Annotated in this window: 21 protein-coding genes; 12 read left to right on the forward strand and 9 right to left on the reverse strand. The window is 72.2% G+C overall.

The features are described from left to right. Positions 1–41: 41 nt before the first annotated feature. The 6 genes from xylA (at position 42) to GB932_RS18725 (ending at position 7259) form a co-directional block, all read left to right on the forward strand. Positions 42–1235, forward strand: coding sequence for a xylose isomerase (gene xylA, locus GB932_RS18700; RefSeq protein ID WP_156762192.1), 1194 nt, complete (start codon positions 42–44; stop codon positions 1233–1235). A 9-nt stretch (positions 1236–1244) separates the two neighbouring features. After that, entirely contained in the window at positions 1245–2648 is a 1404-nt protein-coding gene (locus tag GB932_RS18705) for a xylulokinase (RefSeq protein WP_156762193.1), read from the forward strand. Between the two features lie 138 nt (positions 2649–2786). Next, positions 2787–3725 carry a quinone oxidoreductase family protein gene (locus GB932_RS18710; protein ID WP_156762194.1) on the forward strand — a complete coding sequence of 313 codons (939 nt, stop codon included), beginning with the start codon at positions 2787–2789 and terminating at the stop codon, positions 3723–3725. Between the two features lie 55 nt (positions 3726–3780). Further along, positions 3781–5103, forward strand: coding sequence for an O-acetylhomoserine aminocarboxypropyltransferase/cysteine synthase family protein (locus tag GB932_RS18715; protein WP_156762195.1), 1323 nt, complete (start codon positions 3781–3783; stop codon positions 5101–5103). A 90-nt stretch (positions 5104–5193) separates the two neighbouring features. Beyond that, the gene (locus GB932_RS18720; protein WP_231916322.1) at positions 5194–5934 is read left to right on the forward strand and encodes a sulfite exporter TauE/SafE family protein; all 741 of its coding nucleotides are present in this window, start codon (positions 5194–5196) and stop codon (positions 5932–5934) included. A 113-nt stretch (positions 5935–6047) separates the two neighbouring features. Then, complete coding sequence (locus tag GB932_RS18725) at positions 6048–7259, forward strand: endo-1,4-beta-xylanase (RefSeq protein WP_156762196.1); 1212 nt, start codon at positions 6048–6050, stop codon at positions 7257–7259. A 42-nt stretch (positions 7260–7301) separates the two neighbouring features. On the opposite strand, the gene GB932_RS18730 is transcribed toward GB932_RS18725, so the two are convergent. Next, on the reverse strand, positions 7302–9812 hold the full coding sequence (locus tag GB932_RS18730; RefSeq protein WP_156762197.1) for an ATP-dependent Clp protease ATP-binding subunit: 2511 nt from the start codon (positions 9810–9812) through the stop codon (positions 7302–7304). Between the two features lie 163 nt (positions 9813–9975). Further along, positions 9976–10368, reverse strand: coding sequence for a histidine kinase (locus GB932_RS18735; protein WP_156762198.1), 393 nt, complete (start codon positions 10366–10368; stop codon positions 9976–9978). 219 nt (positions 10369–10587) lie between these two features. On the opposite strand from GB932_RS18735, the gene GB932_RS18740 reads away from it, so the two are divergent. Continuing rightward, entirely contained in the window at positions 10588–10836 is a 249-nt protein-coding gene (locus GB932_RS18740) for a WhiB family transcriptional regulator (RefSeq protein WP_013583608.1), read from the forward strand. Between the two features lie 52 nt (positions 10837–10888). Here GB932_RS18740 and GB932_RS18745 read toward each other — a convergent pair whose 3' ends face one another. Genes GB932_RS18745 through GB932_RS18755 form a run of 3 tightly spaced genes read right to left on the reverse strand, consistent with a single transcriptional unit; the run spans position 10889 to position 14349 of the window. Then, positions 10889–12385, reverse strand: coding sequence for a sensor histidine kinase (locus GB932_RS18745; RefSeq protein ID WP_156762199.1), 1497 nt, complete (start codon positions 12383–12385; stop codon positions 10889–10891). A gap of 3 nt (positions 12386–12388) precedes the next feature. After that, complete coding sequence (locus tag GB932_RS18750; RefSeq protein ID WP_156762200.1) at positions 12389–13573, reverse strand: CpaE/TadZ family protein; 1185 nt, start codon at positions 13571–13573, stop codon at positions 12389–12391. Continuing rightward, a complete protein-coding gene (locus GB932_RS18755) occupies positions 13570–14349 on the reverse strand; it encodes an SAF domain-containing protein (protein WP_197517567.1) in 780 nt (259 codons plus the stop codon). Before GB932_RS18755 ends, GB932_RS18750 begins: the two co-directional genes overlap by 4 nt. Positions 14350–14449: 100 nt before the next feature. Here GB932_RS18755 and GB932_RS18760 point away from each other — a divergent pair, with 100 nt between their 5' ends. Further along, positions 14450–14716 carry a helix-turn-helix domain-containing protein gene (locus tag GB932_RS18760; protein WP_156762201.1) on the forward strand — a complete coding sequence of 89 codons (267 nt, stop codon included), beginning with the start codon at positions 14450–14452 and terminating at the stop codon, positions 14714–14716. 4 nt (positions 14717–14720) lie between these two features. Here the strand turns inward: GB932_RS18760 and GB932_RS18765 are convergent, their stop codons facing one another. Next, positions 14721–15323, reverse strand: coding sequence for a hypothetical protein (locus GB932_RS18765; protein WP_156762202.1), 603 nt, complete (start codon positions 15321–15323; stop codon positions 14721–14723). 148 nt (positions 15324–15471) lie between these two features. Between GB932_RS18765 and GB932_RS18770 the strand changes: the two genes are divergently transcribed. Next, complete coding sequence (locus tag GB932_RS18770) at positions 15472–15888, forward strand: Rv3235 family protein (RefSeq protein WP_156762203.1); 417 nt, start codon at positions 15472–15474, stop codon at positions 15886–15888. A 3-nt stretch (positions 15889–15891) separates the two neighbouring features. On the opposite strand, the gene GB932_RS18775 is transcribed toward GB932_RS18770, so the two are convergent. From GB932_RS18775 to GB932_RS18785, 3 genes are all read right to left on the reverse strand, one after another. Next, positions 15892–17118, reverse strand: a complete 1227-nt coding sequence (locus GB932_RS18775; protein ID WP_156762204.1) for a pyridoxal phosphate-dependent aminotransferase — start codon at positions 17116–17118, stop codon at positions 15892–15894. Between the two features lie 88 nt (positions 17119–17206). Continuing rightward, on the reverse strand, positions 17207–19948 hold the full coding sequence (gene secA / locus GB932_RS18780; RefSeq protein WP_156762205.1) for a preprotein translocase subunit SecA: 2742 nt from the start codon (positions 19946–19948) through the stop codon (positions 17207–17209). Positions 19949–20060: 112 nt separating this feature from the next. Further along, the gene (locus GB932_RS18785; protein ID WP_156762206.1) at positions 20061–21107 is read right to left on the reverse strand and encodes a hypothetical protein; all 1047 of its coding nucleotides are present in this window, start codon (positions 21105–21107) and stop codon (positions 20061–20063) included. Between the two features lie 156 nt (positions 21108–21263). Here GB932_RS18785 and GB932_RS18790 point away from each other — a divergent pair, with 156 nt between their 5' ends. Genes GB932_RS18790 through GB932_RS18800 form a run of 3 tightly spaced genes read left to right on the forward strand, consistent with a single transcriptional unit; the run spans position 21264 to position 25640 of the window. Then, a complete protein-coding gene (locus GB932_RS18790; RefSeq protein WP_156762207.1) occupies positions 21264–21872 on the forward strand; it encodes a PadR family transcriptional regulator in 609 nt (202 codons plus the stop codon). Next, positions 21869–22696: an ABC transporter ATP-binding protein gene (locus GB932_RS18795; RefSeq protein WP_156762208.1), complete on the forward strand. Its 828-nt coding sequence runs from the start codon at positions 21869–21871 to the stop codon at positions 22694–22696. The genes GB932_RS18790 and GB932_RS18795 overlap by 4 nt, the downstream gene beginning before the upstream one ends. A 52-nt stretch (positions 22697–22748) precedes the next feature. Beyond that, complete coding sequence (locus GB932_RS18800) at positions 22749–25640, forward strand: FtsX-like permease family protein (protein ID WP_156762209.1); 2892 nt, start codon at positions 22749–22751, stop codon at positions 25638–25640. Positions 25641–25648 lie beyond the last annotated feature (8 nt).

Here is a 25648-nt window from a genome sequence, read left to right on the forward strand (position 1 = left end):
TTGCTCACAACATTTCTCCGAAGAAGCGGAAAGGCACACCCATGACCCTCGCCCCCACCCCTGCCGACAAGTTCTCCTTCGGTCTCTGGACCGTCGGCTACAACGGCACCGACCCGTTCGGCGGCCCGACCCGCCCGGCGCTCGACGTCGTGCACGTCGTCGAGAAGCTCACCGAGCTCGGCGCCTACGGCCTCACGTTCCACGACGACGACCTCTTCGCGTTCGGATCCACGGACGCCGAGCGCCAGACGCAGATCGACCGTCTCAAGGGCGCCATGGCCGACACCGGCCTCGTCGTGCCGATGGTCACGACCAACCTCTTCAGCGCGCCCGTCTTCAAGGACGGCGGCTTCACGTCCAACGACCGCGACGTGCGCCGCTTCGCGCTCCGCAAGGTGCTGCGCAACGTCGACCTCGCCGCCGAGCTCGGCGCGAAGACCTTCGTGATGTGGGGCGGCCGCGAGGGCGCCGAGTACGACAGCGCGAAGGACATCCAGGCGGCCCTCGAGCGCTACCGCGAGGCCGTCAACCTGCTCGGCGACTACGTCACCGACAAGGGCTACGACATCCGCTTCGCGATCGAGCCGAAGCCGAACGAGCCGCGCGGCGACATCCTGCTGCCGACGCTCGGCCACGCGCTCGCGTTCATCGACTCGCTCGAGCGCCCCGAGCTCGTGGGCCTCAACCCCGAGACGGGCCACGAGCAGATGGCGGGCCTGAACTTCACCGCGGGAATCGCCCAGGCGCTGTACCACGGCAAGCTCTACCACATCGACCTCAACGGCCAGCGCGGCATCAAGTACGACCAGGACCTCGTGTTCGGCCACGGCGACCTGCACAACGCGTTCTCGCTCGTCGACCTGCTCGAGCACGGCGCCCCGGGCGGCGGCCAGGCCTACACCGGCCCGCGCCACTTCGACTACAAGCCGAGCCGCACCGAGGACGAGACCGGCGTGTGGGAGTCCGCGTCCGCCAATATGCGCACCTACCTCCTCCTGAAGGAGCGCGCGCAGGCCTTCCGTGCCGACCCCGAGGTGCAGGAGGCGCTCTCCGCCGCCAAGGTGGCCGAGCTGCGCACGCCGACGCTCGGCGAGGGCGAGAGCTACGACGACCTGCTCGCCGACCGCTCGGCGTACGAGGACTTCGACGCGAACGCCTACCTGGGCGGCAAGGGCTTCGGCTTCGTCCGGCTGCAGCAGCTCGCGACCGAGCACCTGCTCGGCGCGCGCTCGTAGGGGCGCGCCGTGACGCTCGTCGCCGGCGTCGACTCGTCGACGCAGAGCTGCAAGGTCATCGTCCGCGATGCCGCCACGGGCGCCGTCGTGCGCTCGGGTCGCGCATCGCACCCCGACGGATCCGAGGTCGACCCCGCACACTGGTGGCGCGCGCTCGGCGACGCGATCTCGGACGCGGGCGGGATCGACGACGTCGCGGCGTGGAGCATCGCGGGCCAGCAGCACGGGCTCGTCGCGCTCGACGCCGACGGCCGCATCATCCGCGATGCGCTGCTCTGGAACGACACCCGCTCGGCGGGCGCCGCGGCCGACCTCGCGTCGGCCGTCGGCCCCGCCGCCTACGCGGCGCGCACGGGCCTCGTGCCCGTCGCCTCGTTCACCGTGACGAAGCTGCGCTGGCTCGCCGACAGCGAGCCGGAGAACGCGGCCCGTGTGGCCGCCGTCGCGCTCCCCCACGACTGGCTGACGTGGCGCCTGCGGGGCTTCGGCCCCGAGGGCGAGTCGGAGCGCGGCCCGCAGCTCGACGAGCTCGTGACCGACCGATCCGACGCGAGCGGCACGGGGTACTACGACGCCTCGCGGGGCGCGTACGACCGCGACCTGCTCACGCTCGCCCTCCGGCGCGACGCGTCCGGCATCGTCCTCCCGCGCGTGCTCGGCCCGGCCGAGCACGTCGCCGATGGTGAGGGCCGCACGGTCGGCGCCGGCTGCGGCGACAACGCGGGCGCGGCCCTCGGGATGGACGCGCGCGCCGGCGATGTCGGCGTGTCGATCGGCACGAGCGGCACCGTGTTCGCGATCGCCGAGAACCCGGTCCACGACCCCACGGGAACGGTCGCCGGCTTCGCCGACGCGTCCGGCGCCTATCTGCCGATCGTGACGACGCTCAACGCCGCGCGGGTGCTCGACGCCGTCGCAGCCCTGCTCGACGTCGACCATGCGGGCCTCGCAGAGCTCGCGCTCGCGGCGGATCCCGGATCCGCGGGGCTCGTGCTGCAGCCGTGGTTCGAGGGCGAGCGCACGCCGAACCGGCCCGACGCGACGGCGACGCTCTTCGGGATGACCCTCGCCTCGACGACGCGCGAGAACCTCGCGCGCGCGGCGATCGAGGGCGTGCTGTGCGGGCTCGCCGAGGGCCTCGACGCGATGCGCGAGCTGGGCGTCGAGGCGAAGCGCGTGCTGCTCACGGGCGGCGCGGCGCAGAACCCGGCCGTGCAGACGATCGCCGCCGAGGTGTTCGGCGTCGACATCGTCGTGCCCGACCCGGGCGAGTACGTCGCGCTCGGCGCGTCGACCCAGGCGGCGTGGGCGCTGACGGGCGAGCGCCCCGGCTGGCGCCCCGAGGCGCTGGCCACGCTCCCGCCCGCGCCGACCCCGGCGCTGCGGGACGCGTACCGCGCCCGCCTCGCCTGACAGGTCCGCACCTTCTCGCGATGTCCACAAGTCTTCGTCGACTCCGGTGTGATTCCCTGCGGACTCGGTGAAGACCTGTGGACATCGCGGGTTTCGGGGGCCGCGCCGACCGGCGCGAGCGGCGATAGCCTGGGGAGCATGGCGAAGGTTGTGCAGTTCACGCAGGTCGGCGGTCCCGAGGTCCTCGAGGTCGTCGACGCCCCGGCCCCTGCTCCCGGATCCGGCGAGGTCGCGATCCACGTCGAGGCGGCGGGCGTCAACCCCATCGACCGCAAGCTGCGATCCGGCATCCGCCCCCTCCCCGGTGACGGCCCGTGGCGCACCGGATCCGACGGCGCGGGCACCGTCACCGCCGTCGGCGAGGGCGTCGATGGCTTCCGCATCGGCGACCCCGTCGCCTTCTTCGGCGCGGCCGGAGCCTACGCGACCGACGTCGTGGTCCCGGCCTCCCAGGCGTTCCAGCGCCCCGCCGGCGTCTCGGCCGCCCAGGGCGCCGCGCTCGGCATCCCCGCCGGCACCGCCTACCAGGCGCTCCGCTCCCTCGGCATCCGCGAGGACGACACCCTCCTGATCCACGGCGGGTCCGGATCCGTCGGCCAGGCCGCGATCCAGTTCGCCGTCCTGCTCGGCGCCCACGTCATCGCGACGACGAGCGACGCGCGCGCCGACCGCGTGCGCGATCTCGGCGCGGAGCCGATCGCATACGGGGACGGCCTGACGGGGCGCGTCCTCGAAGCCGCCCCCGACGGCGTGACCGCGATCCTCGACTGCGCCGGCGCCGACGGCGTGCTGGAGGCGTCGATCGAACTGCTCGACGACAAGAGCCGGATCGCGACGATCGTGATCGGCGCGAAGGCCGACGAGCTGGGCCTGCGCGCCTTCGCGGGCGGATCCGTGCAGGCGATCACGCCGCAGCAGGCCGCCTGGCGCGCCGAGGCCGTGCCCGTCTCCCTCGCACTGATGGCCGCCGGCTATTTCGATGTCGAGCTCGGCGCCCAGTTCCCGCTCGACGAGGCGGGCGCCGCGCAGACCGCGAACGCCGAGGGCGCTCCGGGCAAGCTCATCGTCGTGCCCTGACACATTCCGTCACCGGCGTTGGCGGGGTGAGCGCCTCGCGGGCGAGAATGGCCGCATGACGACGTCCGACGACCGCACGCTCTCGCCCGCCACGACGCAGCTGCATGCGGGATACACGCCGGGCACGCCGCAGAACCCCGTCGTGACGCCCATCTACCAGTCGTCGGCCTACGAGTTCGCGTCGCTCGCCGACGCGCGCGAGCTGTTCGCGCTGCGCAGGTCCGGCAACATCTACAGCCGCAACGGCACCCCGACGCAGGCGGTCTTCGAGCAGCGCGTGGCCGCGCTCGAGGGCGGTGTCGCGGCCGCGGCCGTCGCCTCCGGCCAGGCGGCCACGACCATCGCGACGCTGGCCCTCGCCGGGCGCGGCGGTCACATCGTCGCCTCGAGCTCGCTCTACGGCGGCACCGTCGACCTGTTCGACGACACCTACCGCGACCTCGGCATCGAGGTCACATTCGTCGACCAGGACGACCTCGGCGCGTGGCGCGACGCCGTGCGCCCCACGACCCGCCTGCTCTTCGCCGAGACGGTCGCGAACCCGGTCGCACAGGTCCTCGACATCCGCGCCGTCGCCGACATCGCGCACGCCGCGGGCGTGCCGCTCGTCGTCGACAACACGGTCGGCACGCCTTCGCTCATCCGCGTGAAGGACCACGGGGCCGACATCGTGCTCCACTCCGCGACGAAGTTCCTCGGCGGGCACGGCACATCGCTCGGCGGCATCGTCGTCGACCTCGGCACGTTCGACTTCACAGCCGACCGCGAGAAGTGGCCGAGCCTGTTCACGCCGCACTGGCGCTACGGCGACGTCGCCCTGTGGGACGCGTTCGGCCGCGAGGGCGCCTTCACGACGCTGCTGAAGAGCCGGTTCGTCGCTGACCTCGGCCCCGCGCTCAGCCCCTTCAACGCATTCCAGCTCATCGAGGGCGTCTCGACGCTCGACCTGCGCATGGCGCGCCACGCCGCCTCGGGACTCGACATCGCCCGCGCGCTCGACGCGCACCCGGCCGTGCGCGTCGTCCACCACCCTGGCCTCCCGGACAACCGCTACCACGACGCCGCCGCGGCGCTCTACCCGAAGGGGATCCCCTCGGTCTTCGCGTTCGAGCTCGCGGGCCCGGACGGCGAGGACGACGAGGCGGCATTCGAGCGGGCCGCGCGGTTCATCGAGCGCCTCGAGATCGTCAAGCTCGTCGCCAACATCGGCGATGCGCGCACCCTCATCTGCCACCCCGCGTCGATGACCCACAACCACATGACGCCCGCGCAGCTCGCGGCCGCCGGCATCTCGTGGGCGACGCTGCGCCTGTCGGTGGGCCTCGAGGATCCGACCGACCTCGCCGACGACCTGCGGCGGGCGCTCGACGCCGTGTGATCTTCGCGGGTCTGTGATCGTCACGCCGGCGAGCGCCCCCTCGCGACGACGTTCCTCGCCGGACATGGCCTAGCGTTGACCCTCGTGGTCATTCCGGAACTCGCTCCCCTCGCCTGGGTCGCCCTCGCCGTCGGCGCGATGACGATCGGCGTCTCGAAGACGGGGCTGCCGGGCGCGAACACGCTGGGCATCGCCCTGTTCGCCGCCGTGCTGCCGGCGCGCGAGTCGACGGGGGCGATGCTCCTGCTGCTCATGGTCGGCGACGTGCTCGCGCTGCTGCTGTATCGGCGGCACGCGGATCTGCGCGCGCTCGTGCGCCTCATCCCCTCGGTGCTCGTCGGCCTCGCCGTCGGCGTCGTCTTCCTCGCCCTCGTGGGCGACGAGTGGGTGAAGCGGTCGATTGCGGTCGTCCTGCTCGCGCTCATCGTCCTCACGCTCTGGCGCCGGCGCCGGCCCGCGGCGGAGGTCGCAGAGCGGGCGGGCCGCGGCACGGCGTTCGCCTACGGATCCCTCGGCGGGTTCACGACGATGGTCGCCAACGCGGGCGGCCCGGTCATGGCGATGTACTTCCTCGCCTCGCGCTTCGAGATGAAGGCGTTCCTCGGCACCGCCGCCTGGTTCTTCGCGATCGTCAACCTCACGAAGCTGCCGTTCTCGATCGGCCTCGGGCTCATCACCCTCGAGACCGTCTGGATGGACCTGATCCTCGTGCTCCCCGTTCTCATCGGCGCCCTCATCGGCCGCGTCGTGATCACCCGCGTCTCGCAGCGCGCGTTCGACGCGATCGTCATCGTGCTCACGGTCGTGGGCGCCGTGTACCTGCTCTTCTGAGGAGAGGGGCGGCCGCGCATCGCGTCGATCTCGACAAGTCAATTTGTTGTGCTTGACAGCATATCCCCGGAATGGCTAGCGTCGGAATCCCACCCTCGACGACGAGAGGTCTCATGACGAATCCCCGCGCGACCCACACCACCCTCACGCTGCGCGACGCCGACGGCGCGCCGCTCGCCCACCGCGACGTGACCGTGGCCCAGACGCGGCACGCCTTCGGCTTCGGCTGCACGGGCTTCGAGTTCATCGAGCACGCGACGGGCGAGGCCGACCGCACGGCGTTCGCCGACGCCTGGCTCGGCCTGTTCGACACCGCCACGCTGCCGTTCTACTGGGGCCGCTTCGAGCCCGAGCGCGGCGCGCCCGACACTGCACGCCTGCGGCAGGCGGCACGCTGGCTGCGCGAGCGCGGTGTGCGGCTGAAGGGCCACCCGCTCGTATGGCACACCGTGAAGGCCGACTGGCTCGACCGCGTCCCCGAGGACGAGGTCGAGCGGATCGTCCGCGATCGCGTCACGCGGGAGGCCTCCGACTTCGCGGGGCTCGTCGACACCTGGGACGCCATCAACGAGGTCGCGATCATGCCGCGCTTCGACAACGAACCCGACGGCGTGCCCGGCGCGATCCCCGCGCTCGCCCGCAGCCTCGGCCGCACGGGGATCATCCGCCTCGCGTTCGAGACGGCGCGCGCCGCGAACCCGCAGGCGACGCTGCTGATCAACGACTTCGACCTCTCGGAGGACTACGAGCGCCTCATCGAGGATGCACTGGAGGCGGGGGTGCGGATCGACGCGATCGGCCTGCAGACCCACATGCACCAGGGATACCGCGGCGAAGAGCAGCTGCTCGGCTTCGCCGACCGCTTCTCGCGCTTCGGCCTGCCGCTGCACTTCACCGAGATCAGCCTCGTCTCCGGCGCGCTGATGCCGCCCGAGATCGAGGACCTCAACGACTTCGTCGTCGATCAGTGGCCGTCCACACCGGAGGGCGAGGCACGCCAGGCCGACGAGATCACGCGCATGTACCGGGCGCTCGCGACGCATCCGTCGGTCGAGGCGATCACCTACTGGGGCCTGGGCGACGGCGGCGCCTGGCTCGGCGCGCCGATCGGGCTGCTGCGCGAGGACGGATCCTCGAAGCCCGCCTACGACGCCCTGTGCGCCCTCGTCCGCGGCGAGTGGTGGCACGCGCCGCAGACTCTCCGGACCGACACGGACGGGCGCGTGCGCGTCGAGGGCTGGCGCGGCGACTACGCGGTGCGGCTCGGCGACGCCGAGCGCGCGTTCGCCCTCTCGGGCGCGGCCGACACCGACATCGCGCTCTGACGGCGGCGCCCCCTCTCGGTGGGGGCGCCGCCGCCTGCGGCATCACGCCGCGATCGGCATGCGCGTCCCCGCGATGACGAGGAGCCGCCCCTCCGCGGCGTCGACGCGCACGGATCCGCCGTCCGCCAGCTCACCGGAGACGAACAGGTCGGCGATGCGGTCGTCGATCTCCCGCTGGATCACGCGGCGCAGCGGTCTGGCGCCGTACTCGGGCTGGTAGCCCTCGTCGGCGAGCCACGCGAGCGCGGCCTCGGTCACCTCGAGGGAGACCTCGCGCGCCGCGAGCCGGCCGCGCGTCGCACCGAGCACGAGGTCGACGATCTCGCGCAGCTGATCGCGCTCGAGCCGGCGGAAGAGCACGATCTCATCGATCCTGTTGAGGAACTCGGGGCGCATCTGCTCGCGCAGGCGTCCCATCACGCGATCGTGCAGATCCTTGTCGTCGAACTCGCGCCCCGTGGCGGAGAAGCCGATCGCGCCCGCCCGCGAGGCGAGGAACTCGGCTCCGAGGTTCGACGTCATGATGACGACCGTGTGGCGGAAGTCGACCGTCCGCCCCTGAGAGTCGGTGAGCCGTCCGTCGTCGAGCACCTGCAGCAGCAGATTGAACACATCGGGGTGGGCCTTCTCGATCTCGTCGAAGAGCACGACCGAGTAGGGATCGCGGCGCACCAGCTCGGTCAGCTGCCCCGCCTCGTCGTGGCCGACGTATCCGGGAGGGGCGCCGACGAGGCGGCTGACCGTGTGGCGCTCGCCGTACTCGCTCATGTCGAAGCGCACGACGCGGCCTGAATCGTCGAAGAGGCTCGCGGCGAGCGCCTTCGCGAGCTCGGTCTTGCCGACGCCCGTGGGGCCGAGGAAGAGGAACGAGCCGACGGGACGATTCGCGTCGCCCATTCCGGTCCGCCCGCGGCGCACCGCCTTCGCGACGGCCGTCACGGCGTCATCCTGGCCGACGACGCGGGCGTGCAGCTCCTCCTCGAGGCGGCCGAGGCGTGCGCGCTCGCCCTCCGTGAGTCGGCTCGCGGGAATCCCCGTGGCGCGGCTCACGACGGCGGCGATCTGCTCCTCGTCGACGACGGCGGCTCCTGCCGGGGCGGAGGCCGCCCCGGCGAGGCGCTCGTTCACGCGCGCGATCTCGTCGCGGATCCTCGAGGCCTCCTCGTAGCGCTCCGCCGCGACCGCCTGGTTCTTGTCGGCCTCGAGCTCGGCGAGCCGGGCCCGGAGGTCGTCCGTCGAGCCCGCCACTCCGAGCCGCAGCCGCAGCCGCGCGCCCGCCTGGTCGATGAGGTCGATCGCCTTGTCGGGGAGGACGCGATCGGAGATGTAGCGGTCGCTCAGCTCGACGGCGGCGCGGAGCGCCTCGTCGGTGTACGTGACCTCGTGGTGCGCCTCATACGCCTCGCGCAGACCGCGGAGGATGAGCACGGCGTCGGACACGCTCGGCTCTCCCACCCGCACGGCCTGGAAGCGCCGCGCAAGCGCGCTGTCCTTCTCGATCCGCCGGAACTCGTCGAGGGTCGTCGCCCCGACGAGGTGCAGCTCACCGCGTGCCAGCCGGGGCTTGAGGATGTTCGCCGCGTCCATCGCCCCTCCCTCGCCGCCCCCGGCGCCGACGATCGTGTGCAGCTCGTCGACGAAGAGGATGATGTCGCCGTCGTGCGACGCGACCTCCTCCATCGTCTTCGTCAGCCGCTCCTCGAAGTCGCCGCGGTAGCGGGCGCCCGCGAGCATCCCGGCCATGTCGACGCTCACGACGCGCTTGCCGGACAGCTGCTGCGGCACCTCGTCGGCGGCGATCGCCCTGGCGAGACCCTCGGCGATCGCGGTCTTTCCGACGCCCGCCTCGCCGACGAGCACGGGGTTGTTCTTCGTGCGGCGCGACAGGATCTCGATCGCCTGCGCGATCTCGTCGTCCCGGCCGATCACGGGATCGATCAGCCCCTCCCGGGCGCGCTTCGTGAGGTCGACGCCGTACTTCTCGAGCATCGCCTCCTGCGCGCCCGGCTGCTCGCCCGCACCCTGGCCGACGACCTCCTCGCGCGCGCCGTGGAGCAGCGCGTCCGGCGTGACGCCCTGCGCTGCGAGGATCCGCCCGGCAGGCGTGTCCTGAGAGAGGACGAGGGCGAAGAACAGGTGCTCCGGATCGACGTAGGTCGAGCCGGACGAGCGCGCGATCTGCACCGCGTGGTACAGCGCACGCTGCGCGGACGGCGTCATCTGCGTCGATTCGGCACCCGTGGGCTCCTCCGCCTGCGGAAGCGACGCCTCAGCGGCCTCCGCGAGCGCCTCACGGTCGGCGCCGATGCCGGACAGCGCCTGCCCGACCGTCTCGTCTCCGAGCAGGACGCGCATCAGGTGCAGCGCGTCGAGCTCGGTCTGGCCGCGTTCGAGCGCGAACGCGCCCGCCCTCTGGATGACCCCGTGCGTGCGGGCGCTCAGCAGGCGGCGCAGGTCGACCGCCCGCGCCTCGCGTGCGCGCTGGCCCTGCAGGTAGCGCGCCAGGAACTCGTCGAATGACCCCGCGCCGACGGGGAACTCCGTGTCGGGCATGACACTCCTCCTCGTAGAAGTTGACGTAATGCGACTCAAGTCTCCGTTCTTGAGTCGATGCTTGTCAAGTTCAACGCAGGCACCGATACCGTATTCCCGGCGCACGCCGATGCACACAGAAAGAGCGCCCGGAGGCCGGGCGCTCATGGATCCTCGTGGCGGGTCAGGCTCGCGGTGCCGCGCCCTTCGCGGAGAGGATCAGCGCGACGAACGCCACGACGGCGGGCGCGGCGAGGAGCGCGGAGATGCCCCAATGCGCGGCCCCACCCTGCACAGCGCCCACCGCGACGGCGAAGATGAGCACCTGCGCGACGACGCCGCCCGAGCGCCCCCACGAGCGCCCCGTCCAGACCGCGAACGCGAACGCGGCGACGGCCGCCGCCGCCGCGAGCGTCATCACCACGAGCGCGATCGACGTCGCGATCGACGCGAGCTGCCCACCGAAGAGCTCGACCACCTGCCATCCCGCGAGGACCACGAGCGCGGCGGCCTCGAGCGCGAGCAGCGCGACGGCGACGCGGGTCGCGGGGGTGCGTTCGGCGGCGGGAGACGACATGTCGGCCCTTCTCGGCGGCCCGATCCGCGGATGGTTTCCTGCGGATTTCAGGAAACCCTTGATCGAGGGCATCGCCTGTACGACAATTGTTAACGGTGTGTTTCCCACAGCGTGGTGGGGTGCGAGGCCACAGGCCTCGCCGCACATCCAGCGTAATCGACCCGACGAGAGTCGCTGACTACCACTGAACCCCACCACCTCGCTAGGAGCTACCCCCGCATGGATTGGCGTGACAAGGCCGCCTGCCTGACTGTCGACCCCGAATTGTTCTTCCCCGTGGGCAACACGGGCCCCGCCGTCGATCAGATCGAGAAGGCGAAGTCCGTCTGCGCTCGATGCACGGTCACCGAGGTCTGCCTGCAGTACGCCCTCGAGTCCGGACAGGACTCGGGCGTGTGGGGCGGCCTCAGCGAGGATGAGCGCCGCGCCCTCAAGCGCCGCGCCGCCCGCGCTCGCCGCGCCAGCTGATCCGCCTCCCGCGCGCCCGCTCGTCACCGAGCGGGCGCGCGGTGCGTCCCCGCTAGACCCACCGCATCGGGATGTCGATCGCGACCTCGGTGCCGCCGTCGAAGACCGAGTCGGATCCGCTGATCTGCCGCCACTCGATCGACCCGCTCAGCTCTCCCTGGATGAGGGTGCGCACGATCTGGGTGCCGAGACCGCGCCCCACCTGCCCCTCAGGCAGGCCGCCGCCCGAGTCGCGCACGCGCACGAGCAGCTGCTCCTCGCCGCGCTCCGCGACGATCTCGACCTCGCCCTCGCGCCCGGCGAGCCCGTGCTCGACGGCGTTCGTGACGATCTCGGTGAGCGCGAGCGCGAGCGGTGTCGCATATTCGCTCGGCAGCGTGCCGAAGGCGCCCGTCGTGCGCGTGTGCGCGATCGTGTTCTGCGCCGCGGCGACCTCGGCGACGAGGCGCAGCACACGCGCGAACACCTCGTCGAAGTCGACCTTCTGACTGAGGCCCTCGGAGAGGGTGTCGTGCACGACGGCGATCGCCGCGACCCGCTGCATCGCCTGCAAGAGCGATTCGCGCGCCTCCTCGCTCGACGTGCGGCGGGCCTGGATCCGCAGCAGCGACGCGACCGTCTGCAGGTTGTTCTTGACGCGGTGGTGGATCTCGCGGATCGTCGCGTCCTTCGTGAGGAGTTCCTGCTCCTGGTTGCGCAGCTCGCTCACGTCGCGGCACAGCACGAGCGCGCCGATGCGCTGGCCGTGGTCGCGCAGCGGGATGACGCGCAGCGCGACGGTGACCCCGCGGGCCTGGATATCGCTGCGCCACGGCGTGCGCCCCGCGAGCAGGACGGGAAGCGACGCCTCATCGGCCGACGCGTCGCGCTCGGGCGGCATGATCTGCCGTGCCACATCGGAGAGCGTCTCACCCTCGAGCTCGTCGACGAAGCCGATGCGGTTGAAGGCGCTCAGCCCGTTGGGGCTCGCGAAGGTGACGACGCCGTCGACATCGAGGCGGATCATGCCGTCGGCCGCACGGGGCGCGCCGCGGCGCGGCCCCATCGGCGCCGTCATGTCCGGGTAGTCGCCCGTCGCGATCATGCCGAAGATCGCGTTGGCGCACTCGTCGAACGTGAGCTGCTGGCGCGACGGGGCGCGCACCTCGCTGAGATTCGTGTGCCGCGTGATGACTCCGATGACGGCCGTGCCGTCGTCGTCGCGCCGGACGATCGGGACGGCCTTGACGCGCGTCGGCGTCTCCTCGAACCACTCGGGGCTGGACGAGTCGACGATCTCACCCGACCCGAACGCCTCCCGCACCTGGCTCTGCCACTGCGGGCGCACCTTCTCGCCGACGATGTCTCGGTAGAAGAGGGTCGCGGATCCGCTCGGCCGGATGTGGCCGACGGCGCGGAACGAGTCGTCCGACGTCTGCCCCCAGATCACGATATCGGCTGACGCGAGGTCGGCGAGAAGCTGCCCGTCGCCGTTGACTCGGTGGATCCATTCGATGTCCTTCTCGCTCAACCGGGCCTGGGCCGTGAGGAGATCGCTGAGTGTCGACACGGTTCACAGCGTAGCCGCGAGGCGGCCCACGGCGTGCGCGAGGGGCGCCCGACGGCGTGGCAGGACGGGCCGCGAGGCGAGCAGCGCCGCGTCGGCCGCGCGCGGATCGTCGGGGAGGAACCACGCGGCCTCGACGTCGGCGTACCGACCCAGCGCCTGCCGCACCTGGCCGGGGCCGTCGACGCCGAAGGGCCCGCTGCGCATGCGATTGACGACGGGCGTGCGAGGCGTGCTCGGCGCGACCTCGTCGAGCCGGGCGAGCCCGCGGACGAAGCGGGCGATGCCGACGGGATCCGCCGCGGCCACGGCCAGGAGCCCGTCAGCGGCCGCGACGGCGGCGAGGGCCGCGGCGTTGCGCCGCGGCGCGTCGATATCGCTCGCGATCTCCTCGTCGGTCTCGAGCGGGGCGCCGACGTCGACGATCACGTGCTCGGCCCAGTCGCGGGCGACGTCGAGCGCGGAGGCGACGCGCTGCGCCGACAGCTCCGGCCAGCGGCTCGGACGGTTGATGCCCGTCAGCACCTCGATCGGATGTTCGCCGAGGTCGACGGGCGCACTGAGTCGCGTGAGCTCGTGCGGATCGAGCACCCCGTAGTCGGTCTGGCGGCACGCGGCGGGGAATCCGGGCGCCTCGTCGGGCAGGTCGAGGCGCTGCGCGATCGACGGCGCGTGCGTGTCGGCGTCGACGAGCGCGACCCGCTCGCCGCGCCGCGCCAGGGCCGCGGACAGCGCGAGCGCGATCGTCGTGCGCCCCGGAGAGCCGTGCGGCCCCCAGACGACGGTGACCCTCCCCCGCGGCTGCGCGCCGGACGGCACCGCCTCGGTGGCGAGCGCGCGGGATTCGACGGCCGCCCGGATCTCGGCTCCGCCGGCGTCGAGCGGCAGGGCCGCCGGCAGCCCGAATGCGGCGACGGCGCGGCGCTCCGCCGCGCGATCGGCGAGCGCGACGATGCGCGCGCCGCTGCGATCGCACATCGCGATCACCTCGGGCGTGAGCACAGTGCGCGTCGCGTGCAGGATGACCGTGTCGGCGTCGCGCAGCGCCTCCCAGACGCGCGACGACGCGTCCCCCACCGCGGCCACGAGGTCGCCCGGCCGCACGAGCGCGGCGACGACGACGCCGTCCTCCACCGCATCGGCGGCGATGCGCGAGCCGTGCGGCTCGTCGGCCGCGACGATCGCGCTCATCCGTCGCCGTCCTCTCGGTCGACCTCGTCGGCGGCGCTGTCCGCCCCGCCGCCATCTCCTCCGTCGCCGTCCGCCGCGGCGTCGTCCGCAATGCCTTCCTCCGCGGCGCCGTCCTCCCTCGCCTCGCCCGTGCCCGCGGGACCCCCCGCCGCGTCGGGGATGAGGACGGGGACGGCCGAGATCGCGGACCCGCCTGCGACGTGCGCGAGCACGCCCGCGACGGCGTCGCGCGCGACGACGAGCTCGAGCACGGCGCCGGCGCTGGCCACGACGCCGTCGTCGGCGCGCACCTGGCCGACGATCGCGTCGGGGACGATGACCAGCGGGTCGCCGTGCTCGCCCGGCGACACGACGGGCGCCGCCCAGAGCTCGACCGTGTCGCCCGGCACGATGTCCCCCGGCACGTCGAGGGCGCTGCGCACGACGACCGTCGTGACGTCGGCGTCGTCGGGGTCGCCGACGGCGGCCGCCGGCACCAGCTCGCCCTCGGCGACCGCCCTCGTCGACACGAGCCCCGCTTCGAGGTCGGCCGGCACGATGTAGCCGGCCGCGGCGTCGCCCAGCTGCGCCTCGATCTCGACGACATCGGCGGCCGTGATCGTCTGGCCCGGCACGATCGCGCGCGCCGCGACGAGGACGGGTGCGGTCTCGCGTGCGGCGTGCACGACGCCCCAGACGCCGGCGACGGAGCAGGCGACGAGGGCGATGCCGATGAGGAAGCGTGCGTCGAGCAGGCTCGATCTGGCGCGACGGGTGGGGCGCGGCGAAGGGGACATGACAGAGATCGTGGCAGATTTCGCGATCGAGCCTCGAAAGTTATCCACAGGCAGGACCCTGACCTGCCCGCGGCCCCCGCGAGGTGGCCATAATGGGACCATGTCGACCGATCCGGAGGCGCTCTTCTTCACGCCCGCGCAGGTGGCGGAGCTCCTCGGCATCTCGCCCGAGGAGGTCGTCGCCCTCGTGCACGACGGCGCGCTCCGCGGCACCCAGCTGGGGCACCCCGTCGCGTGGCGCGTCGAGCGCGAGAGCGTGCGCGACTACCTCGATGATCAGAACGAGCGAAGCCGTCGCCACGCGCTCTGGCACCAGTCGAACGTCGCGAGCATGCCCGAGGTGTGGGGCAGCCACAACCCCCTCTGATCGCTCAGATCAGCCCGACGTCGCCTCGGGCCGCCGTCCGCACCCAAGCGATGGCGCGGAACGCGAGCGTGCGCACCTGGCGCACCTCGGATCCGCGCGGCGACGAGCCCGCGTCGTGGATCGCGACGTCGACGTGGTCCGCGCCCGCGCGCGCCGGCGTGCCCGACACACGGCCGCCGCGGACGAGGCCGAGCGCGATGTGCGCGCGGCGGCGCGCGAGGACCCGCAGCACGAAGCCGAATCCCATCCGCGCCCGCAGCGGATCGTCGTCCACGGCGCCGATCGACCGTTGGCGATCGGCGGCGGCGAAGACCACCCCGTCGACGGCGTCGATCCGCGCGATCAGCAGACCCGCCGGCTCGTCCGCCCGGCCCGCGACCCAGTCCGCCCCGACGGCCTCCAGGCGCAGCCGGTGCGCCCCGCCGGATCGATCCTCGATCGTCACGCGGGCGCCCGTGCCGGCGGCGAGGAGGCGGTCGCGCAGGCCGAGGCGCGCGACGCGCAGGCGCTCCGTCTCGGCGGCGAGCTGCCCGTGCTCGGCCTCGCGCTCGGCCGCGAACTGGTGTTCGAGATCCTCGAAGAGGGGATCCCAGCGCGGATCGGACATGGAGCCGAGCGTACAGGCGGCGTTCAGCCGACTCCCAGCGGTTCCACAGGCATATTTGCCCCTGTCGATGGCCTTGCGGCGCGTGCTGATGTTGATCATTCCGGTTCGACCGGACGGACGACGACGATCGACACCCTCAGAGAGCCCCATGCACGCCGCCACGCCACGACACCGCACACACGAGATCCAGGACATGTTCGCGCCGCAGCGCACGCGCAGCGAGCAGCTGCCGAACCCGACGCCGCTCGTCGCGACGCTCGCGGGCGGCGCCCTGGAGGTGATCGCGGGTGTCCGCGAGGTCGATCAGCTCGCCCGATGGCTGGCCGAGGAGCCGTACAACACACTCGTCGTGCGCGCGAACCTCGCCGCCCGCGCGCGCAGCGCCCGGTCGCAGACGGCGCGGCAGCCGGTCTATCATCTGCGCCGCATCCTCTGCGCATCGCCGGCCGACGGGGTCGTCGAGGCGACGGCGATCGTCGCGACACCCGCGCGCACGCGGGCCGTCGCGATGCGGCTCGAGGGCGTCGACGGCCGCTGGCGCGCCGCCTCGCTCGCGATCCTGTAGCGCCTACTGCCGATACGACGCGAGGAAGTTGCCGAGCCGCTCGATCGCGTCCGACAGCACGCGCGTCTCGGGCAGCGTCACGACGCGCAGATGGTCGGGGGTGGGCCAGTTGAATCCCGTGCCCTCGACGAGCAGGATGTGCTCGGCCACGAGCAGGTCGTAGATGAGCTTCTTGTCGTCGTGGATCTCGTGCACCTCCGGATCGAGGCGCGGGAACGCGTAGAGGGCGCCCGTCGGCTTCACGCAGCTGACGCCGGGGATCGCGTTGAGCCCCTCCCACGCGACGTCGCGCTGCTCGTGCAGGCGCCCGTCGGGGGCGATGAGAGCGTCGATCGACTGGTTCCCCGTGAGGGCGGCGAGGACGGCGTGCTGGGCGGGGACGTTCGGGCAGAGCCTCGTCGAGGCGAGCACCTGGATGCCCTCGAGGAAGCCGCTCGCGTGCCCCGACGGGCCGGAGATGACGAGCCAGCCCGAGCGGTATCCCGCGACGCGGTAGGTCTTCGACAGCCCGTTGAAGGTGAGGCAGAGCAGGTCGGGCGCGAGCGTGGCCGTCGGGATGTGCTCGGCGTCGTCGAAGAGGATCCGGTCGTAGATCTCATCGCTCAGCACGAGGAGGGAGTTCTCGCGCGCGATCTGCACGATCCCTTCGAGGACCTCGCGCGAGTACACGGCGCCTGTGGGGTTGTTCGGGTTGATGACGACGATCGCCTTCGTGTTCGGCGTGACCTTCGCGCGGATGTCGTCGAGGTCGGGCTGCCACCCGTTCTGCTCGTCGGTGAGGTAGTGCACGGGCGTGCCGCCGGACAGGCTCGTCATCGCCGTCCACAGCGGGTAGTCGGGCGCGGGGATGAGCACCTCGTCGCCCTCGTCGAGGAGCGCCTGCATCGTCATCGTGATGAGCTCGGAGACGCCGTTGCCGAGGTACACGTCGTCGACGTCGAACCGCGGGAAGCCCGGCACGTTCTCGTACCGGCTCACGATCGCGCGACGCGCCTCGACGATCCCGCGGCTGTCGCTGTACCCGTGCGCCGTCGGCACGGCCTGCAGCATGTCGCGCACGATCTGGTACGGGGCCTCGAAGCCGAAGATGGCAGGGTTGCCCGTGTTGAGCTTGAGGATCGTGTGGCCGTCGGCCTCGAGCTGCTGAGCCTCGGCTAGGGCGGCCCCGCGGATCTCGTAGAGCACGTTGCGGAGCTTCGAGGACTGATCGAGAGGGCGAGGGGCGTTCATCACGACAGGATATGCCCCACGGCGGGCGCCACGCGACGCGAGGAGGGGTCGTCGGCGCGCCGCCGACGACCCCTCCTCGCGGGAAGCATCACTGCTTCTTCTTGGCCTGCTTCCGCCGCTCCTCGCGGTTCAGGGGCGCCCGCTGCGCCCCGGATCCGCCGGAGGATGCCGCGCGCGCCGTCTCGCCGCCCCTCACGTGGCCCTGATCGTCGCGCACCTCGACGCCGCCGTCCTCGTCAGGTGCCGAGTAGGCGAGCTTCTCCGGCTCGGCGGGCGCCTGCGTGAGCCCCTTCGCCTCGACCTGCTGCGCGGATCCGTCGGGCGCCTCGTTCACCTTCACCTCGAGGTTGAACAGGTACCCGGTCGCCTCCTCCTTGACCTGCGACATCATGGTCGCGTACATGGAGTGACCCTCGCGCTGGTACTCGATGAGCGGGTCGCGCTGCGCCATCGCGCGCAGTCCGATGCCGTCCTTGAGGTAGTCCATCTCGTAGAGGTGGTCGCGCCAGCGGCGGTCGAGCACCTGCAGGACGACGCGGCGCTCGAGCTCGCGCATCGCCTTCTCGCCGAGGGCCTCCTCGCGCTTGTCGTACGCGATCTTCGCATCGCTGAGGATCTCGCGGATCAGCCCGGCCTGGTCGATGCCGCCCTTGCGGCCGCGCGCCTCGGCGGCGACCTCCTCGATCGTGACCCCCACGGGGTACAGCGACTTCAGCTCGGTCCACAGCGCGTCGAAGTCCCAGCTCTCGGTGTGCCCCGTCGATGTGCGCTCCGTGATGACCTGGGTGATCGCGTCCTCGCGGAAGTGCTCGACGCGCTCGGCGATGTCGTCGCCCTCGAGGATGACGCGACGGTCGGAGTAGATCGCGAGGCGCTGGCGATTGAGCACATCGTCGTACTTGAGGACGTTCTTGCGCGATTCGGCGTTGCGCGTCTCGATCTGCGCCTGCGCGTTCTTGATGAGGCCCGTGATGGCGCGCCCCGTGATGACCTGCGAGTCGTCGAAGTCGGTGCGGGCGAGCATCGCATCGGCGAGCGGCGACCGGAATCGGCGCATGAGCTCGTCCTCGAGCGAGAGGTAGAACCGGCTCTCACCCGGGTCGCCCTGGCGGCCCGAGCGTCCGCGCAGCTGGTTGTCGATGCGGCGCGACTCATGGCGCTCGGTGCCGAGCACGTACAGCCCGCCGACCTCGCGGACCTTGTCGCCCTCCTCCTCGACGCGCTTCTTGGCGGCCTCGAAGACCTCGTCCCAGGCGTCCTCGTACTCCTCGGGGGTCTCCTCGGGGTCGAGGCCGCGCGAGCGCATCTCCTGCACGGCGAGGAACTCGGCGTTGCCGCCGAGCATGATGTCCGTTCCGCGGCCGGCCATGTTCGTCGCGACGGTGACGGCGCCGAGGCGACCCGCGAGGGCGACGACCTCGGCCTCGCGCGCGTGGTTCTTCGCGTTGAGCACCTCGTGGCGGATGCCGCGCTTCGAGAGCATCGCGGAGAGCCGCTCGCTCTTCTCGACGCTGACCGTGCCGACGAGGACGGGCTGGTCCTTCTCGTGGCGCTCGACGATGTCGTCGACCACCTGCGCGAACTTCCCCTCCTCCGTGCGGTAGATGAGGTCCTGCTCGTCGCGGCGGATCATCGGCTTGTTCGTCGGAATCGGGATCACGCCGAGCTGGTAGGTCGAGACGAACTCGGCCGCCTCCGTCTCGGCGGTGCCCGTCATGCCGGCGAGCTTGTCGTACAGGCGGAAGTAGTTCTGCAGCGTGACGGTCGCGAGGGTCTGGTTCTCGGCCTTGACCGGAACGCCCTCCTTCGCCTCGATCGCCTGGTGCATGCCCTCGTTGTATCGGCGGCCCGCGAGGATGCGCCCCGTGTGCTCGTCGACGATCTGCACCTCGTCGTCGATGACGACGTAGTCCTGGTCGCGGTGGAAGAGCGAGACGGCCTTGATCGAGTTGTTGAGGAACGAGATGAGCGGCGTGTTGGCCGACTCGTACAGGTTGTCGACGCCGAGGTGGTCCTCGATCTTCTCGATGCCGGGCTCGAGCACGCCCACCGTGCGCTTCTTGAGGTCGACCTCGTAGTCGACGCCCTCCTCGAGGGTGCGGGCGATCTTCGCGAACTCGGCGAACCAGCGGTTCGCCTCGCCCGCGGCCGGCCCCGAGATGATGAGGGGCGTGCGCGCCTCATCGATGAGGATCGAGTCGACCTCGTCGACGATCGCGAAGAAGTGCTCGCGCTGGACGAGATCCTCCTTGCGGAGCGCCATGTTGTCGCGCAGGTAGTCGAAGCCGAACTCGTTGTTCGTGCCGTACGTGATGTCGGCCGCGTACTGTTCACGGCGCTGCGCCGGGGTCTGGCCGGAGACGATCACACCCGTCGTCATGCCGAGCGCGCGGAACACGCGCCCCATGAGCTCGGACTGGTAGCTCGCGAGGTAGTCGTTGACCGTGATGACGTGCACGCCCTTGTTGGCGATCGCGCCCAGATAGGCGGGGAGCGTCGCGACGAGGGTCTTGCCCTCACCGGTCTTCATCTCGGCGATGTTGCCGAGGTACAGGGCCGCGCCGCCCATGACCTGGACGTCGTAGGGGCGCATGCCGAGGGTGCGCTTCGCGGCCTCGCGGACGGCGGCGAACGCCTCCGGCATGAGGTCGTCGAGCGACTCGCCCTTCTCGAAGCGCGCGCGCAACTCGGCCGTCTCACCGCGGAGCTCGTCGTCCGTCAGCTCGGTGTAGCTCTCCTCGAGGTCGTTCACCGCGCTGACGACGCGCTGGAGGCGGCGCTTGACGCGTCCCTCGCCCGCGCGGAGAAGCTTCTCGAACGGATTTGCCACGTGTCACTCCCAGGTCGAATGCGGCGGGTGCGTCGGCGACCCGCCGGACCCCTCGCGCCAGGCGGCGCGAGGCATACCCGCCCATGCTATCCGCAGCACCCTATGCGCGCGCTCACACGCCCGGATCCAGCTCGTCCGCCGGCGCGAGGGACCAGACGGACACGGCGCGAGAAGCGTCGTCGTAGACGAAACGGAGGAGGGTGCCGGGGTCGTAGTCGTCCGACACGAGGCCGGGGACGTACTGGCCGTCCCCATCCTCCTGGACGAACATGTCCATGCTGAGCTCCACTCTGCGCGACCCACAGCCCGCGTTGCCCCGCATCGCCGAGCCGCTCTCGTCGTGCTCATAGACCTGCATCACGCGCATGCACACGACATCGGACTGCGCCTCCTCCGCTCCCCACAGGGTGCTCGAGACCACGACATGCGCCCCAGCGCCCAGGTCGCCGAAGTACATCGACCGGTTCTCGCCGACGATCTCGCCCGTCGCCGGATCCGCTTCCACGATCGACCAGGCGTTGTCGCCCATCGATTCGATCACCTCCTCGGTGAGCTCCACCTCCTCGAGAACGGTCACGAACTCCATCCCATCCGCGGGCGACGCGGCGCGCGCCCACCCCGCGAGGAATCCTCCGCCCCACCCGGCCGCGCCCGCGACGAGCATGACGACCACGGCCGCGACCGCCGATGTCACCACGATGGCCGACGAGAACCAGCGCGGGCGGGTGCGCTCGGCATCCGGCGCGGGAACCTCTCCCTCCGTCGCGCGCGAGCGCGCGGCCCGCGCGGCGAGATCCTCAGATCCGGCCGCGGGGTCCACGACGCCCGGTCGCGCGATCGGCCGCGGTCGATATGCACCTTCGAACGCCGAGCCGCTCGTACCGTGCCCCGACTCCGCGGGTTCGCTCACGTCGTCCCACCGTGTCGTGGCGTTCACGCCGCTCGGGCCGTCGCGCTCCCCGGCCGCGGGATCCGTCGCGTCGGGATCGGCCCGAGCGCCGTCCCGACCGTGGCGGTCATCCGCCGTCGCGCCCGCGCGCCCGGCGCGCTCGAGCTCCGCGAGCCTCGCGACGGCGGCCGGGTCCCCGGCGAGATCGGCATCGGCCCCGTACACCCGCCGTCGCAGCTCGGAGAGCTCGCGCTCCGCATCCTCCGCCATCCCCCGACCCTATCCACCTGCGCGACGCCCGCTTCACGAGTGCCGAACGGTCATTCAGACCCGAGATATCGACCACGCGGCACCCGTGAACCCGCTCGACTCATACATACTCGGTATGCATATACTCGGTATACACGATATGGGTGAGGAGATGCGATGTCGGTCAAGCAGAGCCTGCTGGCGATCCTGGATCAGGGCGCCTGTTACGGATACCAGCTGCGCGCGGAGTTCGACCGCCGCACCGGCGGCACCTGGCCGCTCAACGTCGGCCAGATCTACAACACGCTCGAACGGCTGGAGCGCGACGGCCTCGCGGCGCGGGGCGAGACCGACGACGAGGGCCACGTGTTCTGGTCGATCACGGGCGCGGGTCGCGACGCCGTGGCCGAATGGCTCGGATCGCCCGTGCCGTCCGCGAAGGGCACGCGTGATGAGCTCGCGATCAAGCTCGCCCTCGCGGCGACCCTGCCGGGCGTGGACCTCGCCGGCGTCATCCAGACGCAGCGTCGCGCCTCGCTCACGCGCCTCGGCGAACTCAACCGCGCGAAGTACGCCGGCGCGCACCCCGACAGCGCCGAGGAGCTCGCCTGGTCGCTCGTCGTCGACTCGATGATCTTCCAGGCCGAGGCCGAGGTGCGGTGGCTCGACCACACCGAGCAGCGCCTCGCGATGCGGCCGGTCGCGCCCCTCCCCCTCGATGAGGCGCTCCCGGCGCGGGGCCGCGCGGCCGAACGCCGCGCCGCCGTGAAGGGAGCGAGCGCATGAGCGACGGGCTCCGGCGCGACAGGCGCGGCAGTCGCGACCTCCGGGACGTCGAGCGGCGCATCGACGACGCCGCGCGCGCCGCCTCGCTCCCCGGGGGATGCGCGGACTCCGACGCGATCGTGCGCCTCGTCGGCGTCTCCCGCGTGTACGGCGAAGGCGAGACGGCCGTCACGGCGCTGGTCGGCGTCGACCTCGAGATCGCCGCGGGCGAGCTCGTCGCGGTCATGGGCGCCTCGGGCTCCGGGAAGTCGACCCTGCTGTCTATCGCGGGCGGCCTGCAGCCGCCGTCGTCGGGCGAGGTGATCGTCGAGGGCCGCGCCCTGTCGCGGCTCGACGCGCGCGCCACGGCCCGCCTGCGCCGCCGCTCGCTCGGCTTCGTGTTCCAGGACTTCAACCTCATCCCCACCCTCACCGCGATCGAGAACGTCACCCTGCCGCTCGAGCTCGACGGCGAGAGCGCGCGGCGCGCGCGGCGCCAGGCGCAGGTCGCGCTCGACGCCGTCGGCCTCGAGGCGAAGCACGACGCCTACCCCGACGATCTCTCGGGCGGCCAGCAGCAGCGCATCGCGATCGCGCGCGCCGTCGTCGGCGGCCGCCGCCTGATCCTCGCCGATGAGCCGACCGGCGCCCTCGACTCCGTGACGGGCGAGGCCGTGATGCGGATGCTGCGGGCGCGCGTCGACGACGGCGCGGCCGCGATCCTCGTCACGCACGAGGCCCGCCACGCCGCGTGGGCCGACCGGATCGTGTTCCTGCGCGACGGCCGCATCGTGGACGAGTCGCGCCGCGACAGCACCGACGCCCTGCTCGGCGGCATCCGATGAGCGGCGCGGGCGGGGGCGAATCGAACGTGGCCGACGTGGTCGGGAGCGCGCCATGACGGCGACGGCGAGCGGCCCGCGCGTCGCGCGGACGACGTGGCCCGATCCGGTGCCGCTCGAGGCCCCCGAGCGGCACGTACTCGCCCCGTGGCGGATCGCACTGAAGATGGCAGTTCGCCAGAGCCTGCGCTCCTGGCCGTCGTCGCTCCTCATCGTCCTCCTCATCTTCCTGCCGATGGCGGGCGTCGCCGGCGCGGTGACGCTCGCGACGAGCATCGGCCCGACGCCCCAGCAGCGGGTGGATGCCGAGCTCGGGAACGCCGATGCGTGGGTGCAGGCGGTCTCGATGGGCGAGGGCATGCGCCAGCAGCTCGACGAACCGACGTCGTCATACTCCACCGGGCCCGCCTCGGACGAAGGGATCCCGCCGGCCGACGATGTCCGCGCGCACATCGACGCCGATCGCCTGATCGAGATCGCCCACGGCGACGCCGTCGTCGAGACCGACGACGGGATCGCGTCGCTCCCGGTGACGATCGGCGACGCGTGGGATCCCCTCCTGGACGGGCGCTACACGCTGCTCGAGGGCCGCGCGCCGGCGAGCGACGACGAGATCCTCGTCTCACCCCGCGCCCTCGAACGGCTCGGGGCGCGGATCGGCGACACGCTCGTCGCCACCGATCCCGAGGCATCCCCGACCATCGTGGGGACGATGTCGAGTTCGCTCGAGCCCGATGCCGCGGCCGTGGTCTTCGCACCGGAGTCCGGTCCCTTCGCCGCCGACGAGAACATCGGCTGGACCACCTGGTACGCCGAGGGCTGGCACGCGACGGCCGACGAGGTGTACGCGCTCAACGGCGAGGGGATCGTCGTGTTCGATCGCGCGCTCGTCCTGGATCCCGGCGACGGCGCGCGCGGGGCGTTCGACTCCATGAGCGGCACCGCGTGGGCCCTGTTCTCGGCGGCCCTCGCCGCGCTCGCGTTCAGCGTCTACCTCGTCGCCCTGCTGGCGGGCGCCGCTTTCTCGGTCAGCGCGAAGCGCCAGCAGCGCTCCCTCGCCGTCGCGGCGAGCGTCGGCGCCGATCGACGCGACGTGTTCCGCATCGTGCTGTTCCAGGGCACGATCCTCGGGCTCGCGGGCGGCGTCGTCGGATCCGCCGCCGGGGTCGGACTCGGGGGCGCCGCGCTTGCGATCCTCGACACCGGCGAGACGCTGCAGTACTCCTGGGGTCTCCGGATCCCCTGGCTCGCGCTCCTCGCGCTCGCCGCGATCGCGGGCATCGTCGGCACGCTCTCCGCGCTCGCGCCCGCTCGGCGGGCGACCACGGGCGACACCCTCGCGGCGCTGCGCGGCGCGCGGCGACCCGTGCGGGTCTCCGCCGCGCGCCCGCAGGCGGGTGCGCTGCTGATCGTGCTCGGGATCACGATCGTCGCGGTGAGCGTCATCGTGCTCGTCGCGACATACAACTCTCCGCTGCATGGTACGCCCCGCGCCGACCCGATCTATCTCGTCTTCACGTTGTGCATGATCGTCGGCCCGCTGCTGCTGCAGATCGGCGTCGTCATCGCGGGGCACTGGCTGCTCGCGCTCGCGTCGCGTGCCCTGTCACGTCTCGGCCTCGGAGCACGGCTCGCCGTGCGCGACGCCGTCGCGAACCCGGGCCGTTCGGTCCCCTCCTTCGGCGCGATCGCCGCGTGCGCCTTCCTCGCAACGGCCGCGTTCGGGGGCGTCGCGACGATCAACGCCATGCGGGTCGATGCCTTCCAGGGAACCGACCCCGTCGGCAGCGCCGTCGTGCAGGTCGGGGCCGACACGGCGTCCGCGGGTGGGGATCCGCGCGATGCGCTCGCGGTCACCGAGGCCGCCGCCGAGAGGGCGACGGAGATCCTCGTCGAGCACGGCGCGGCCGCGACGGCCGTCCTCGCGGGGGTGTCCGGCCCCGTCATCGACCCGGAGACCGGCGACGTCCTCGACGGGGATACGCAGACCGTGACCTGGCCGGAGGTCCAGACGCCCGAATGGTGCGCCGGCGACGACGACTGCGAGCCCTCGGCGTGGGAGACGACGGGCATGAGCGCAGAGCCGATCGTCGTCGCGCCCGACGACCTCGAGACCGCCCTCGGCGCGGCGGTGCCCGCCTCGACACGCGAGGCGTTCGCACGCGGCTCCGTGGTCGTGACGGACCCGCAGTGGCTGACCGACGACGGGAGGATCGTCTTCAACGAGTGGCGGGCGAACGACGTGTACGGCCCTGACCCGTCCGATGACGAGGTGCCCGACGCTGTGTCGTCCCGCGCGGTCGACGCCGTCCTCGTCGACAGCCCGTGGCAGTTCACGTCGTGGAGCCAGGCGTATCTCTCGCCGGAGGGTGCCGATGTTCTCGGCGTCGATCACGCGCCGCGCCGCGTGATCGGCGCCTACGACGGCGGCCCGACGACGGCGCAGCTCGACGGACTCATCGCGACGGCCGACGAGCTCACCGCCGCGCACAGCGGAGACGAGGTTCCGACGTACTTCTCCGCTTACGAGGCCGTTCGCCCCCCGGAGGCGGCGGGGTGGCTCTGGCTCATCCTCGGCGCCGTGAGCGTGCTCGTCGTCGCCGCGAGCGCGGTCGCGCTCGGTCTGTCGCGGATCGAGAGGCGACCCGACGACGCGACGCTCGCGGCGGTCGGCGCGCAGCCGGGCGTGCGGCGGTCGGTCTCGGCGTGGCAGGCGCTCGTCATCGCGGGCTTCGGCTGCGCGGCGGGCACGCTCGCGGGCCTCATGCCGGTGCTCGGCCTCGTCGGGATCCTCGCGGGGACGACGGGTGACGGGCTCACCGTCGACGCGGCGCCGTGGGGCTTCTGGGCGATCCTCGCGTTCGCCCTTCCCCTCGCGATCGCGCTCGTGAGCTGGCTCGTCCCCCTGCGACGTCCCGATCTCACCCGCCGCACGGCGATCGCATAGATCCCCCG

It is taken from the genome of Microbacterium karelineae, from assembly GCF_009745985.1.
Lineage (GTDB): Bacteria > Actinomycetota > Actinomycetes > Actinomycetales > Microbacteriaceae > Microbacterium > Microbacterium karelineae.